The organism is Phyllobacterium sp. K27 (genome assembly GCF_054796155.1).
Genome location: NZ_CM139240.1, coordinates 2,718,612 through 2,733,188 on the forward strand (window position 1 = coordinate 2,718,612; position 14,577 = coordinate 2,733,188).

Below are 14,577 nucleotides of genomic sequence, written 5' to 3' on the forward strand. Positions count from 1 at the left end.
GTTGCAGTGCTGATTTCCGGGCGCGGCTCCAATATGAGCGCGCTTGTGGAGGCGGCAAAACGCGCCGATTATCCGGCAGAGATCGTTGCTGTCATTGCCAATAAGGCGGATGCTGGCGGACTGGAAGCAGCTCGCGCCGAAGGCATTGCAGCAATTGCCATTCCACATCGCGACTATGCATCAAAAAGTGAGCATGAAGCAGCTGTCTTTGCAGCGCTTCTTGAAGCCAAAGCAGATATTGTCTGTCTGGCGGGTTATATGCGGATCATTTCGCCGGAATTCGTGGCGAAATGGGAGGGGAAGATGCTCAACATCCACCCTTCATTGCTGCCACTGTTCAAGGGCCTGCATACGCATGAGCAAGCGCTTGAGGCCGGAGTTCGTGTTCACGGATGCACAGTGCATTTTGTAACTGCCGGCATGGATGATGGTCCGATTATCGCCCAGACGGCGGTGCCGGTGAAAACCGGCGATACGCCGGATATGCTTGCCGAGCGCGTGCTTTCAGTCGAGCACGAAACCTATGCGCGCGCATTGGCGCTGGTTGCAACCGGCAAGGCTGTCATGAAAGACGGGCGGACTGTCTTCAGCGATTAGGTATTAGCGTCACACCACCCTCTCCGTCATCCTCGGGCTTTGACGCGAGGATCCAAGCCAAATTCCGCTAGATCGCCAGACGTCCTCACGGACGCAAGATGGCGATCTATCCTCTTGTTTTAGCATCGGATTACCCGAAAATCGGAATTCCACTTTTCGGTCCGATTCTCTAACAACGATTCATTGACTGAATTATTCTGCAATTGAGAATTGCTTCTGCTCTTGGGTCCTCGGGTCAAGAGCCCGAGGATGACGGAGAGGTAGAGTTCTCTACGATTAGAAGTGCATCCGCCACGGCCTAAAACGGGACAACCCCTTAGTCCAAAGCCACCTTCACCCAAACCTTGTTGTCGTGAAATGCCGCGCCGCCATAGGGCGCGGGTGCATCAGCGCCGGTGAGCACATTGATCCCCTCGCCGCGCTCAAAGGAAGAATTGGCGAATATTCCTTCTGAGATCACCACACCGCGTTTCGTCAAAGGCTGAACACGCGCGTGAAGAATGACCGCGCCGCGATCATTGCCAACCTCCACGCGGTCGCCCTCATTAATACCGAGCATTTCCGCATCTTCCGGATGGATCAATAATTCGGGCCTGCGCTCCTTTTGAAGGGATGTCGGCGTTTCGGCGAAGGTGGAATTAAGGAAATTATGCGCTGGCGATGTCGCCAAGCGGAACGGATGCCTCTCGTCAGCCAGTTCAATAGACTGGAAATAATCAGGCCATTGCGGCAAGGCTTTATATGGCCCCTGTGGTCCCATGGATTGCGGTGGTCTGTTTGGCGACAGCGTTCCTGTCCAGTCAGGCTTGAAGCGGAATTTTCCATCGGGCCAGCTGAAACCCTTCTGATAGTGCGCTGTTTCAAAATCCGGCTGCATATCGATCCAGCGCAATTGCTTGAGCATATCGAAGCCCGGTAGATTGCTGGAATGCATCATATTGTCGATCAGCGTCTTTTCATCGAGGCCGAAACCGGGAAGATCGCCAACTCCAAGACGATTTGCCAACTCATTGATAACGAACAGATTTGGGCGCGTTTTGCCGGGCCCATCAATCAGCTTTGGGCCAAGCACAATGTGCTGCTGGCCGCCGCCACGATAAATATCATCATGTTCCATGAACATGGTCGCCGGCAGTACGACATCCGCCAGCTTGGCAGTGTCGGTCATGAATTGCTCATGCACAGCCATGAAAAAATCATCGCGCAGCATCCCTTGCCGTACGAGACGCTGTTCCGGCGCAACATTGGCCGGATTGGTGTTTTGAACCAGCATCGCCATGACAGGCGGGCCGCCATAAAGCGCGCTCGGATCACCCGTCAGCGCTGCACCAATACGGCTCTGGTCTATGTGGCGTATGGAAGGGTCGGCAAAGGCACGGCCTTCAATTTCCCGCTTGTCCATGCTGTATATGCCGGAGTTGGAATAGAATGCCCCGCCACCCTCATATTTCCATGCGCCGGTGACAGCGGGAATAGACAAAGCGGCATGCATGTTGACCGAGCCATTGCGTTGCCGGGTAAAGCCGAAGCCAAGGCGGAAGAAGGTTTTCTTTGTTGTGCCGACAAGTCTGGCAAACTCTTCAATTTCAGCAACTGATAGCCCGGTGATCGCTGCGGTCCATTCAGGATTGCGACTTTGCAGATGCTGCTCCAAGCCTTTTGGATCATCTGTATAGGCGTTTAGGTAGTCCCAATCCGCCATGCCATCGCGGAACAGGATATGCATGACAGCGCAAGCCAAAGCCCCGTCTGTGCCGGGCTTCAGCACAAGTCCAAGATCGGCCTGACGGACTGTCGCAGTTTCATAAATATCGATGGCAACGATCTTCGCGCCGCGATCCTTGCGGGCACGTACGGCATGGGTCATGACATTGACCTGCGTTGCCGCAGCGTTCGTACCCCATATCACCACGCAATCGGATTTCGCCATTTCACGCGGATCGACGCCAGCCAGCTTGCCCGTTCCGGCAAAGAAGCCAGTCGTCGCAAGGTTGGTGCAGATACTGTCAAATGTGTTGGTGTATTTCTTGGCGTGGCGAAGCCGGTGTACACTGTCGCGCTGAACCAGCCCCATTGTGCCAGCATAAATATAGGGCCAGATGCTTTCGGAGCCATAATCGGCTTCAGCTTTGAGGAAGCGTTCGGCAATCAGATCAAGCGCCGCTTCCCAGCTTGCCTCCTTCCAGATGCCCTCACCTTTTGCACCGCTGCGAACCAGCGGCTTCAACAGGCGATCCGGATGATGGATACGCTCGGCATAACGCGCAACCTTGGCGCAGATCACGCCTGCCGTATAGCTGTTGTCCTTGGCACCGCGAACGCGGCCTATCATGCCTGAATCGAGTATCTCGATATCAAGCGCGCAAGTGGACGGGCAATCATGAGGGCAAGCGGAATGCCCGGTACGGAGAAGGACTGGCTTGTTCATTGCTTAAACCTAGCTCAAAATATCAACGACAGAAATGCAGCTTTTTGTCTTGGTGACAAGCTTTGGCAATTCAGGCGAGCCGCATCACGGCGGCACCGGCGGCGATGAGCGCGACAGCAGCCAGACGCTTGGGGCCAACTCGTTCTTTCAGGATAAATGCGGAAATGGCGACCGCGAAGAGGATTGAGGTTTCCCTAAGGGCCGCCACGGCAGCGACGGGCGCCATGGTCATTGCCCAGAGAGCGAGGCCATAAGAACCAAGCGTACCAACGCCGCCGATTGTAGCCAGACGGGTACGCTTGAGAAAATGCGGCCAGAGCTCGCCGCGCCGCATGAAAAGCGTCCAGACCAGAAGTGGAACAGCATTCAATACGAATACCCACATTGTATAGGCGGCAGGCGCGCCGGAATGGCGTACGCCCAATCCGTCAATCAAGGTATAGGACGCAATCACGACTGCATTGATCAAGGCGAAAATAGTCGTGGCGCGATTTGCACCGGCGCGGCGGCGCGACTCCAGTGCGAGCGCAAGAACGCCTGCACATATCAGGGCTATCCCAGTCCATTTTTGCAAAGAAAGCACTTCCCCGATTAGAGGACCGCTGGCAACGGCAACGATCAAGGGGGCCGTGCCCCGCATGATCGGATAGGCCTGGCTCATATCGCCACTGCGATAGGCCGCAGCAACCAAGGCGAGATAAATAACCTGCGCTACGCCTGATGCGGCCAGAAATGGCCAGCTTTCGCGGGCGGGCGCTGGCAAAAATGGAAGACAGACAGCGGCGATCAATCCCGCTGAGGTGACAACCACGACCGTATTGAGAAACTTGTCGCCCTCCGATTTGACGACAGCATTCCAGCTTGCATGCATGAGCGCTGCAAACAGGACGACGAGGACAACTGTTCCGGACATTGATTGATCTACCTGCCGCACACCGCGTAATCGGGCATGCAGCCTTGCTCTATGACAAAACCATGAATGCCAGCAAGTCGTATAATTTCAACTTTAACATCAACCATCTTGCGACGAGGCGAACATCATGAAACAAGCGGCGCATGAACTATCGTCACGCCTATCATGCCGGCAATTTCGCCGATGTGGTCAAACACATCATCCTGACGCGCATTGTCCTTTATCTGCAACGCAAGGAACAGGCGTTTCGCGTTTTGGACACGCATGCGGGTATTGGCCGCTATGATCTGACGGGTACGGAAGCAGGCAAAACCGGCGAATGGGTGAGCGGCATCGGGCGGTTGATGGAGGCCAAGCTTGACGCCCCTGTGACGGAACTGCTGACGCCTTATCTCGACATCATCCGCGCGGAGAATGCCGATGGCCAGATGCGTCATTATCCCGGCAGCCCGCTGATCATCCGGCATTTGCTGCGCAAGCAGGACAGGCTTTCCGCGCTGGAACTGCATCCACAAGATGCAAAATTGCTGGCAGAGGTTTTTGAAGGTGATTTTCAAACACGCGTGACAGAGCTTGACGGCTGGCTGGCGCTCGGAGCCCACCTACCGCCAAAAGAAAAGCGTGGATTGGTGCTGATCGATCCGCCATTTGAAGTAGGCGGCGAGTTTGACAGACTGGTCGACGGCCTGACACGCGCGCATAAACGCTTTTCCGGCGGCACATTTGCATTGTGGTATCCGGTGAAAGACCTCTCGCAAGTGCGACGCTTTACGGAAATGCTGTCGGAAACCGGTATTCCCAAGATATTGCGGACAGAGCTGATGATTCGAGCGCCGTCATCCGAACCGAGGCTCGACGGAACCGGAATGATCATCGTCAACCCACCCTTCACGCTGGAAGCAGAGTTGCGAATCATCCTTCCGGCGTTGTCGAAAATCCTCAGTGACCAGCCGAATGCAGGGTTCAGGGTCGATTGGATACGCGGCGAGCAAGTTGACGCTTGACCTGACGCTATCGCTGGTTGAAATTGCAACACATAAATATGTCCCGGAGAATAAATCCATGTCACGCTTTTCGTCATTCATTGCCGCAAGCTTCGCCGTTGGTGTTGCTCTCTCATCTGCCGCTCCTGTCATGGCCGCAGATTATGTCGAAGGCCCGGCTCAAAGCTATGACGAGACCTGCGGACAGGCACGCGTGCTCAACCGCATCGTCAATAAATTCTCCTATCAGGTAAGGCATGTTCCAAACCTGCCGCAGGTCGCCATCGATAATTTCAGCGATGTGCAGCAGACACGCCATGAACCAAGCGCTGATCCTGAAATGGACGCTGTTGAACGGCATTATTGCCGTGCCACGGCTCATCTTTCGGATGGAAGCCAACAACCGGTCTGGTATCTGGTGGAGCATGGTCAAGGCTTTGTCGGCGTTGGCAATAATGTCGAATTCTGCCTTGCCGGATTTGATCGCTGGCACGTCTATAACGGAAGCTGCCGCACACTCCGCTGATTGAAGTCAGTTGATGCCGGTTGGAAAGCTTGCGCGCTATCTTCTATTTGCAGCACTGGTCGGCATCAGCATTCTGACTTATCTGCGTGAGCAGGATGCGCCCGTTCCCCGCACTGCGACGCAAGATGCAGAACAGGTGCCGACAAGTCGGTCGTCAAGTCGGCCCACGGGCGAGACATTGGCAATTGGAAGCGGGTTTGACTATTATGTTCTCGCGCTTTCATGGTCTCCAAGCTATTGCGCTGCAGAAGGTGACCGCGCCAACCGGCAACAATGCGCCTCCGGCAGACCTTATGGTTTTCTGGTGCACGGACTTTGGCCGCAATATGAACAGGGGTATCCGCAGGACTGCGATACATCACAACCTCGCAATGTCCCCTTTGCCCAAGCCAGGCAACTTTCCGATATCATGCCATCGACAGGGCTGGTCACCTATCAGTGGCGCAAACACGGCTCTTGCAGTGGTCTGACACAGCCGGACTATTTTGCAACGATGCGGCAGGCCGCGCAGCGTGTCTCCATTCCCTCTGCGTATCGCCAACCCACCAAGCGCGCTGCCATTAACCCTCAATTGCTCGAACAAGCGTTCGCGGCCGCCAATCCGGGTCTGCAAAAAGACGGCATCGCAGTGACCTGTGATCGTGAGTATTTGCGGGAGGTGCGCATCTGCCTGACGAAGGATCTCAATTTCCGCTCTTGCCCGGAGGTGGATAGGTCCTCCTGCCGCAGGCACGCGGTCGATATGCCGGGAGCGTTTTAATCTGCATTACCTTAGCTGCGTGGTTCGACGGGGCTCACCATGAGGAAAGTGTGTTGGCTGCACCATGTTATTTCGAGGTTAGACGCTACTGCAACTAACAACCTTCCTCATGGTGAGCCCCGTCGAACCACGCACAATGGCAATGCCAGCCGAAGCACGCCCTTTTCATAAGCCCACATGAAGTTTACCGTTTCATATCGAATCGCATTGGAGTTCATTTTGACCAAAGTTCTTTATGCCCCTGCTTCTCCCTATAGCACCAAGGTGCGCATGGCAGCGCTCTATGCAGCTATCCCGATCGAGTCCGTTCTCGTTGACAGCAATGCCCAGCCGCCGGAATTGGTCAGTGCCAATCCGCTTGGTAAAATTCCGACGCTCATCCTTGATGATGGCAAGGCCATTTATGACAGCCGCGTCATTATGCAATATCTCAATCGGGTTTCCGGCAACAAGCTCTTCCCGCGCAATGCGGAAAAGCGCCTTGAAGCTGAACAGCTTGAATCCATTGCCGATGGGCTTTGCGATGTTTTGCTGGCGCATGTCTATGAGCGCCGTTTTCGTCCAGAAGAGAAAGTCTACGAACCTTGGCTGGATCGTCAATGGGTCAAGGCAATTCGTGTGCTGGACGTTTTGAACGCAGCGCCTCCCCGTCTTGGCAAAAAACTGCATGGCGGTCACATCGCGCTGGCTGCGGCTCTCGGCTATGCCAGCCTGCGGTTTGAAGGCAAATGGGAAAAAGGACGCTCTAAACTGACACGCTGGCAAAGGCGGTTCGAGGAATTGCATCCGGAACTGGCAGCACTGCTGCCGAAATAATCGCTATTAAACGTCTCAATAACAAAAAAGCCGGACAGTTTCCTGCCCGGCTTTTTCGTCAAATCAGACTGTATTAGAACTTGTAACCAACACCCAGACGAATTTCATTCGTTGTGATCTTGTTCGACACATCGTCGAGACCGCCAAGATCGTAGTTCTTCTTGCCGAAGTCGGTGTAACGATACTCAGCACGGCCTACAATGTTCTCCGTGATCTTGGCTTCTGCGCCAACACCGGCTGTCCAGCCAACATGAGTCTTGGAATCGCTGCCATCAGGACCGCTGAGCTTGCCTTCGGTCATGGCAACACCACCTGTGCCGTAAAGCAGGACCGGATCAAGAGCGACACCGGCGCGGGCACGTACTGAACCCTCTACGCCCTGTTTGGCTCTGTAACCAAAACTGCGTTCCTTGGCACCGGAGTAACCGATATCGCCTTCAACACCATAAACGAACTGGCCGTTCTGAAAGTTGTAACCGCCATAAGCGCCACCCTTCATACCATCGGCATCAAGCTTACCTTCAGATGTCTTGTTCTTGTTCCAACCGTAGGCGCCATAAGCACCGATATAAGCGCCATCCCAGCCGCCAACGGGCTGTTCGAACGGTACAGCCTCAGGAGCTGGGGCCTGTTCGACAATAGCATCAGCAGCAAGAACCGGGGCGGAGAGCGTAAGCACAGCCGCCGAAGCGAGGATCATTGTTTTAAGAGTGCGCATCGCAATCTCCTTTTTTTAACTCTATTTACACGCAGCGGGCCTCTGGTCGGGGGGAAACCAAATTACGTCCGCTTGACGAGGATGACATTCGCTCTTCAATGTGGCGGGACTCGTGCCGGACTGTGAAAAGAAACTGTCCGGAAAATGGCCGAAATGCGATGTGGTTTTTCAGCAACAATTGTATTTATCCATTAAATTCAATGGTCTACAAATAAGATGACAAAATAGAAATCCATTACTATTTGTGTAAAATTCGCTTTAAAGTCAAACAATATTGCATTGCAATATAGTATACTTAACACTTACTTAATATTTGCATTGGTCTTTGGGAAAGACGTGATAAACCGGCGATCTACGTGCCATTCCTCCCAAAAAGCCAGATCCAATAGCGTTTGACTGGAACTGTTCATTGCTGACGTTATCCCCTCGCGCATGGTCGATCGATTGCCTATATTTAACGTTGAATCACCCATGAAGGAGAAAACTGTGACGCTTGATCGACCGATTGCCCTTGTAACTGGTGGTGCCAAGCGCATCGGCAAGGCAATTGTTGAAGATCTGGCCGACCAGGGATTTTCTGTTGCAATACACAGCAATCATTCGCGCGCCGAGGGCGAGGCCCTGCTTGCCTCAATCGAGGGCAAAGGCGGCAAGGGTTGCATTGTAGAAGCAGATCTGACGGACAGCGATGCTGCAAGGAGACTGGTTTCCCAGGTGCAGGATCGACTTGGGTCAGTTCAGCTTTTGGTCAATAATGCTTCTGTCTTTCAGGAAGACGCAATTGGCAATCTCGCCAATGATGTCATTTGGGACAATCACTTCGCTGTCCATGTCAAGGCGCCGGTGCTGCTTGCAGACGCCGTCGCCTCGCTTCTCCCCGATGGGCGGGATGGGCTGATTGTGAACATTATTGATCAGCGCGTATGGAAACTGACACCCAATTTCCTGTCATATACTTTGTCGAAAAGTGCCCTCTGGACTGCTACCCAAACGCTGGCGCAGGCATTGGCGCCTCGCATTCGCGTCAATGCCATCGGCCCCGGACCGACCATGCCGAGCGACCGGCAGGACCAGCATGACTTCAATCAGCAGGTCAGCAGCCTTTTGCTGGAGCGTGGCCCGGACCTTTCCGAATTTGGCCGCACTATTCGTTATCTTTGGGAGACCCGCTCTATTACGGGGCAAATGATCGCCCTTGATGGCGGGCAGCATCTGGCTTGGAAAACGGCTGATGCGACGGGAATTGCAGAATGAACGAACCGGCAAAACAATTGACCACCTCTGAAGGGGTCGATCCCGATCTCGATGTGGCAGAAGATATTGACCTGTCCAATAGCGGCAGCGAACCGGTGCGGGACGTTGCAGCGCTTATCAGTGCAATCGAATGGGATTCAGCAATCGTCAGCGACGGCAATAGCGGTGCTGATGTCATTGCCGAACTCGTCAAACGCCTGCCTAATAAACCGGGCGTCTATCGCATGTTCAATGAGGCAGGCGATGTGCTTTATGTCGGCAAAGCGCACAGCCTGAAAAAACGCGTTTCGAACTATGCGCGCGGACAGGGCCACAATAATCGCATTGCGCGCATGATCCGCGAAACCATGAAAATGGAGTTCGTGGTTACCCGCACGGAAACCGAAGCTCTGCTGCTGGAAGCGAATCTGATCAAGCGCTTGCGTCCGCGTTTTAATGTGTTGATGCGGGATGACAAATCGTTTCCCTATATTTTGCTCACTGCGCCAAAATCGGGCGAGCGGCGCATTGCGCCCGGCATTTTCAAACATCGTGGTGCGCGGTCGAGCAAGGGCGACTATTTTGGCCCATTCGCTTCTGCGGGTGCTGTCGGCAGAACCATTACGGCCTTGCAGCGCGCCTTTCTGCTTCGCACATGCACGGACTCCTTTTATGAGAATCGCACCCGTCCCTGCTTGCTCTACCAGATCAAACGTTGCTCTGGCCCTTGCACCGGGGAAATTGATGAGCGCGACTATGACGAACTGGTTGCCGAGACGAAGGCGTTTCTTTCGGGCAAGAGTCAGGCGGTAAAGACCCATCTTTCCAATGCGATGCGCGATGCTTCCGCTGATCTCGATTTCGAGCGTGCTGCCATTTATCGCGACAGGCTTTCGGCGTTAGCCCATGTGCAATCGCATTCGGGCATCAATCCACAGGGGGTCGAGGAGGCCGACGTTTTTGCTATCTATCAGGATGGCGGCGTTACCTGCATTCAGGTGTTCTTTTTCCGGACAGGGCAAAACTGGGGCAACCGCGCCTATTATCCCAAGGCGGACCCATCATTGTCGGGAGCAGAGGTCCTGGGCGCGTTCCTGTCGCAATTTTATGATGACAAGCCCTGCCCTTCGATGATCCTGCTTTCCGAAGCAGTCGAGGATCAGGAATTGCTGGGAGTGGCGCTAACAGCCAAATCCGAGCGTAAGGTCACAATCCTTGTTCCACAACGCGGCGAAAAGAAAGAGCTGGTCGAGCATGCCTTGAGCAATGCGCGTGAAGCTTTGGGGCGGCAGCTGGCAGAAACATCGTCGCAGTCCCGCCTGCTCAAAGGTGTGGCCGAGACATTCGGACTGGAAAAGACGCCGCGGCGCATCGAGGTCTATGATAATTCCCACATTATGGGCACCAACGCGATTGGCGGCATGATTGTTGCGGGGCCGGAGGGCTTTGTCAAAAACCAGTACCGGAAATTCAATATCCGCTCGACAGATATTACGCCCGGCGATGATTTTGGCATGATGCGGGAAGTGATTGAGCGGCGCTTCAGCCGTCTGGTCAAGGAGCATGGCACGCCGGAAAACAAGGATATGCCAGCCCAGGACGTCGAAATTGATGAGTTTGACGATGATTCAGATGCGTTTCCGGCCTGGCCCGATATTATCCTCATCGACGGCGGTCAGGGCCAGATGAGCGCCGTGCGCGGCATCCTCAACGAGATGGGTCTTGCCGACAAGGTGACTGCCATTGGCGTCGCCAAGGGTGTAGACCGCGATGCTGGCCGCGAACGCTTTTTCATGGAAGGAAAGCCGGCCTTCACCCTGCCCCCGCGCGATCCCGTTCTGTATTTCCTGCAGAGGCTGCGTGATGAGGCACATCGATTTGCTATCGGTACGCACAGGGCGAAACGCAAGAAGGAGATGGTCAAGAACCCGCTCGATGAGATTGCAGGTATTGGACCATCACGCAAACGTGCGCTGTTGCATCAATTTGGCACTGCCAAGGCCGTTTCTCGGGCTGCTGTCGAAGATTTGATGAAGGTCGACGGTATATCTGAAGCCATGGCGGTTACAATTCGCGATCATTTCCGTACATAGAGACGGAGCTGGTTGATTTCAGACATAATTGCGCCTGACTTGGCCATGATGAGCTTGACGTAAGGCGCTAAAGTCCCTTTGATCGGTAATGATTTGAATGGTTGGAAATATGCCCAAAAACAACGCCTACTCGTTACCGAATATTCTTACCTATGCCCGTATTATCGCAGTGCCACTGGTTGTCCTGTGCTTTTTTCTTGAAGGACGTCTTCAATCCAGCGATGCAGCCCGGTGGGGCGCGCTCGCCATATTTATCGTGGCCAGCATTACTGATTTCTTTGACGGCTATCTGGCGCGCATATGGAAACAGACATCGACCATAGGCCGCATGCTCGATCCGATCGCGGATAAATTGCTGGTTTCCGCCTGCCTGCTGCTCCTGGCGGCTGATGGCACAATTGCCGGTTGGACACTCTGGGCGGCAATCATCATCCTTTGCCGCGAAATTCTGGTTTCTGGCCTGCGTGAATATCTGGCAGAACTGAAAGTCAGCGTGCCTGTCAGCCGATTGGCAAAATGGAAAACCACGATTCAGATGGTCGCCGTGGCATTTCTTCTTGCAGGCCCGGCGGGAGACAAGATCGTGCCAATCATCACAATTCTTGGTATCGTGTTTTTGTGGAGCGCAGCCTTGATAACGCTGTACACTGGCTGGGATTACTTCCGCGCTGGCCTGAAACATGTGGTGGATTGACCGATGACTAAACTCGTCTATTTCGCATGGGTGCGTGAGCGGATCGGAAAAGGCGAGGAAGTGATTGAGCTTGATCCAGCAATCATCACAGTCAGCGACCTGCTGGCTCATTTGAAAACCCGCGGCGAAGAATATGCCGCCGCTCTCGAATATGAGAATGTGATCCGCGTCGCCATCAATCAGGAACATGTGGAACACGACGCCCCTATCAAGGGAGCAACCGAGATCGCACTTTTTCCGCCGATGACCGGGGGATGAGATGGACGCGGTGCAGCCACGGATCATAGTTCAGCACGACGATTTCGACATCGCCACTGAGATGAGGCAAATTTCCGGAGAGAGCCGGAATATTGGCGCCGTGGTTACATTCAGCGGGCTGTGCCGCGATGAAGCCGGAACGCTGGCTGCGCTGGAGATCGAACATTATCCCGGCATGGCAGAAGCAGAAATGGGCCGCGTTGCAGCCGACGTGCTGGAACGCTGGACGCTGACCGGTCTCACAATCATCCACCGATTTGGACTGATCAAGCCTGGCGAAAATATTGTGCTGGTCATGGCGGCATCGGTGCACCGCGAGGCAGCATTCAATGCCGCATCATTTCTCATGGACTATTTGAAGAACACGGCACCATTTTGGAAGAAAGAACATTTGATTACCGGAGAAGAGCGCGGTTGGATCGAAGCCAAGACCAAGGATCAGGAAGCGTTCAAGCGCTGGCATAGTCTTTGAACCGGCTTGCAATATTTTCGCTGGTCGTTGGTTTTATCGCCGTGTTGGTGCTTATTACCCTGTCAATCATGGCTTAAAGCCAATAAAAAAAGCCGGGCGAGCCCGGCTTTTCTCATCCATCAGCTTAAAAATCAGCCGACGATTTCTGTACCGGAGAACCAGTAGGCGATTTCTTCCGCTGCTGTTTCAGGTGCATCGGAACCATGTACCGAATTTTCACCGATCGAAAGAGCGAAGGTCTTGCGGATCGTGCCTTCGTCAGCATTGGCCGGGTTGGTCGCGCCCATGACTTCGCGGTTGCGAAGGATGGCGTTTTCGCCTTCCAGAACCTGAACAATGGTTGGAGCGGAAGACATGAACTCTACCAATTCGCCGAAGAAAGGACGATCCTTGTGCACTGCGTAGAAGCCTTCAGCTTCGCGGCGGCTCATCCAGACGCGCTTGGAAGCGATAACACGCAGACCGGCTTCCTCAAGCTTGGCTGTAATGGCGCCGGTGAGGTTGCGGCGGGTCGCGTCGGGCTTGATCATCGAGAAAGTGCGTTCAATTGCCATGTAAATGAAACCTTGTCATTTGGGGAGATTGGATGGCGGGTCTATAGCGGCAGGAGGTCCATTTGCCAAGAGACCTTTTAGCCAATGCGATTGAATACCCCTCCCAAAGTGCCCCTCTTACACCGCGGCCATTACCTTGCGCGCAATGCCGTCATGCAGATCGAGGCACCGCTCGAACCAGTCAGCCACCGGGTCTCCATCGTCAAACAGCTTGTACGGCGTCAATACTCTTGCCCACTGGAACGCGCCGAAAACAATATAGTCGCCAAAGAGCGGCGTTTCTCCGCCAATAAAGGGCTGCGAGAGCAGCATTTTGCGGATCGGGGCCAGGCTTTTGGTGAAAGCATCGCGCTTTGCATCGCGGTCAGCGGCGACATCTTCCAGCCTGCGTCCGAAAATCTGTTCGCGGCTTTCGCGGAAATAGGCCTGGTTGGGAGCGTCGAGCACATCATGAACGGGCATCAGAACAACAAGATTGAGGAACGGGTGCAGGATCATCTGCGAATAGCCTTCGACAAAGCGGGCCATAGCGCGCCCACCCTCGCCCTTGAAAAGCGAGGGACGATCCGGATAGTGCTCCTCCAGATAAAGCGCGATGTCGAATGAGTCCGCCACAAGCTGCCCGCCATCCCTCATCACCGGGACCTTGGTGGAGTAGCTATCTTCAAGTTTCGGAATATCAATAAAAGATACCGCATTCCTGTCGAATGGCAGTCCTTTATGAGCAAGTGACATCACTGTCTTCCAGCAATGAGGGCTAAATGGACGGCTCTTGTCAGTGCCGACAAGCTCGTGCAGAACAATTCCCATAGCAAATCACCTCGCTCGATATAATATGTCAGCAATACTGACTCTTGGGATGGGGAAGTCAACGGGATGGAACAGCATTTTCAAATGCTGGCGGCATATAACCGCTGGGTGAATGAGCGGCTTTATATGGCAACAGTCGAGCTTGATGATGAGGAATATCGTCGTGACATGGGCGCTTTTTTCGGCTCTCTGCACCGGACATTAAATCATCTGCTGGTGACTGACCGCATCTGGATGTTTCGCTTTACCGGTGAAAGTGATGCTCCCAAGGCTCTCGATGCGATACTCTTTGACAAGTTCGATGAGTTGAAAGCAGCGCGCGAACAGGAAGATGCCCGAATTTTCAACTGGGTGCGAGGGTTGGACAGTGCAGCGATAGCCGGGCGTTTCACCTATACGACAGTCAGCGATATGCGCACCGTTAGCCAAAGACTTGCCCCTGCATTGGCCCATCTGTTCAATCACCAGACTCATCATCGCGGTCAGGCTCACGCCATTTTAACAGCGCTGGGTAAGACCGCGCCTTCGTTCGATCTTATCCAATTTCAAAGGACCGAAGAAGGCAGGCCCTATTCTTAGAACTCTTGCTTCAAACTATTGAAAATCTTTGCAAGAACGCAATAGCACCCTTCGACAAGCTCAGGATGAGGGAGGTGGTGGGTTGCAGGGCACCAAAAATTGCAGCTTCAGTGACATTATTGCGGAGCATCAACCTTCCTCAT

Annotated in this window: 15 protein-coding genes and 1 pseudogene; 11 read left to right on the top strand and 5 right to left on the bottom strand. The window is 54.0% G+C overall.

The window, feature by feature from the left end:
• The first annotated feature begins 33 nt into the window (after positions 1-33).
• On the top strand, positions 34-597 hold the full coding sequence (gene purN / locus ACYJL1_RS13490) for a phosphoribosylglycinamide formyltransferase (RefSeq protein ID WP_460898038.1): 564 nt from the start codon (positions 34-36) through the stop codon (positions 595-597).
• Between the two features lie 316 nt (positions 598-913).
• Here the strand turns inward: purN and ACYJL1_RS13495 are convergent, their stop codons facing one another.
• Together ACYJL1_RS13495 and ACYJL1_RS13500 are read right to left on the bottom strand one after the other, a co-directional pair.
• On the bottom strand, positions 914-3,025 hold the full coding sequence (locus ACYJL1_RS13495) for a molybdopterin oxidoreductase family protein (RefSeq protein ID WP_460895862.1): 2,112 nt from the start codon (positions 3,023-3,025) through the stop codon (positions 914-916).
• 70 nt (positions 3,026-3,095) lie between these two features.
• Positions 3,096-3,938 carry an EamA family transporter gene (locus tag ACYJL1_RS13500; RefSeq protein ID WP_460895863.1) on the bottom strand — a complete coding sequence of 281 codons (843 nt, stop codon included), beginning with the start codon at positions 3,936-3,938 and terminating at the stop codon, positions 3,096-3,098.
• 143 nt (positions 3,939-4,081) lie between these two features.
• Here ACYJL1_RS13500 and ACYJL1_RS13505 point away from each other — a divergent pair, with 143 nt between their 5' ends.
• From ACYJL1_RS13505 to ACYJL1_RS13520, 4 genes are all read left to right on the top strand, one after another.
• A complete protein-coding gene (locus tag ACYJL1_RS13505) occupies positions 4,082-4,942 on the top strand; it encodes a 23S rRNA (adenine(2030)-N(6))-methyltransferase RlmJ (RefSeq protein ID WP_460895864.1) in 861 nt (286 codons plus the stop codon).
• Positions 4,943-5,000: 58 nt separating this feature from the next.
• A complete protein-coding gene (locus ACYJL1_RS13510; protein ID WP_460895865.1) occupies positions 5,001-5,447 on the top strand; it encodes a hypothetical protein in 447 nt (148 codons plus the stop codon).
• Positions 5,448-5,460: 13 nt separating this feature from the next.
• A complete protein-coding gene (locus ACYJL1_RS13515) occupies positions 5,461-6,207 on the top strand; it encodes a ribonuclease T2 family protein (RefSeq protein WP_460895866.1) in 747 nt (248 codons plus the stop codon).
• A 219-nt stretch (positions 6,208-6,426) separates the two neighbouring features.
• Positions 6,427-7,023 carry a glutathione S-transferase gene (locus ACYJL1_RS13520; RefSeq protein WP_460895867.1) on the top strand — a complete coding sequence of 199 codons (597 nt, stop codon included), beginning with the start codon at positions 6,427-6,429 and terminating at the stop codon, positions 7,021-7,023.
• A 73-nt stretch (positions 7,024-7,096) separates the two neighbouring features.
• Here ACYJL1_RS13520 and ACYJL1_RS13525 read toward each other — a convergent pair whose 3' ends face one another.
• Positions 7,097-7,741, bottom strand: a complete 645-nt coding sequence (locus ACYJL1_RS13525; protein ID WP_460895868.1) for an outer membrane protein — start codon at positions 7,739-7,741, stop codon at positions 7,097-7,099.
• Between the two features lie 471 nt (positions 7,742-8,212).
• On the opposite strand from ACYJL1_RS13525, the gene ACYJL1_RS13530 reads away from it, so the two are divergent.
• The 5 genes and pseudogenes from ACYJL1_RS13530 (at position 8,213) to ACYJL1_RS13550 (ending at position 12,491) form a co-directional block, all read left to right on the top strand.
• Complete coding sequence (locus ACYJL1_RS13530) at positions 8,213-8,995, top strand: SDR family oxidoreductase (protein ID WP_460895869.1); 783 nt, start codon at positions 8,213-8,215, stop codon at positions 8,993-8,995.
• Between the two features lie 155 nt (positions 8,996-9,150).
• Positions 9,151-11,067, top strand: a pseudogene (gene uvrC, locus ACYJL1_RS13535) (excinuclease ABC subunit UvrC); the annotation flags it as partial.
• 109 nt (positions 11,068-11,176) lie between these two features.
• The gene (pgsA, locus tag ACYJL1_RS13540) at positions 11,177-11,761 is read left to right on the top strand and encodes a CDP-diacylglycerol--glycerol-3-phosphate 3-phosphatidyltransferase (RefSeq protein WP_460895870.1); all 585 of its coding nucleotides are present in this window, start codon (positions 11,177-11,179) and stop codon (positions 11,759-11,761) included.
• A gap of 3 nt (positions 11,762-11,764) precedes the next feature.
• Positions 11,765-12,019, top strand: coding sequence for a molybdopterin converting factor subunit 1 (gene moaD / locus ACYJL1_RS13545; protein WP_460895871.1), 255 nt, complete (start codon positions 11,765-11,767; stop codon positions 12,017-12,019).
• 1 nt (position 12,020) lies between these two features.
• Positions 12,021-12,491, top strand: a complete 471-nt coding sequence (locus ACYJL1_RS13550; RefSeq protein ID WP_460895872.1) for a molybdenum cofactor biosynthesis protein MoaE — start codon at positions 12,021-12,023, stop codon at positions 12,489-12,491.
• 131 nt (positions 12,492-12,622) lie between these two features.
• Here ACYJL1_RS13550 and ndk read toward each other — a convergent pair whose 3' ends face one another.
• On the bottom strand, positions 12,623-13,045 hold the full coding sequence (ndk, locus tag ACYJL1_RS13555; protein ID WP_115051775.1) for a nucleoside-diphosphate kinase: 423 nt from the start codon (positions 13,043-13,045) through the stop codon (positions 12,623-12,625).
• A 117-nt stretch (positions 13,046-13,162) separates the two neighbouring features.
• Positions 13,163-13,855, bottom strand: coding sequence for a glutathione S-transferase family protein (locus ACYJL1_RS13560; RefSeq protein WP_460895873.1), 693 nt, complete (start codon positions 13,853-13,855; stop codon positions 13,163-13,165).
• A gap of 66 nt (positions 13,856-13,921) precedes the next feature.
• Here ACYJL1_RS13560 and ACYJL1_RS13565 point away from each other — a divergent pair, with 66 nt between their 5' ends.
• The gene (locus ACYJL1_RS13565) at positions 13,922-14,434 is read left to right on the top strand and encodes a DinB family protein (RefSeq protein WP_460895874.1); all 513 of its coding nucleotides are present in this window, start codon (positions 13,922-13,924) and stop codon (positions 14,432-14,434) included.
• The last annotated feature ends 143 nt before the right edge of the window (positions 14,435-14,577 follow it).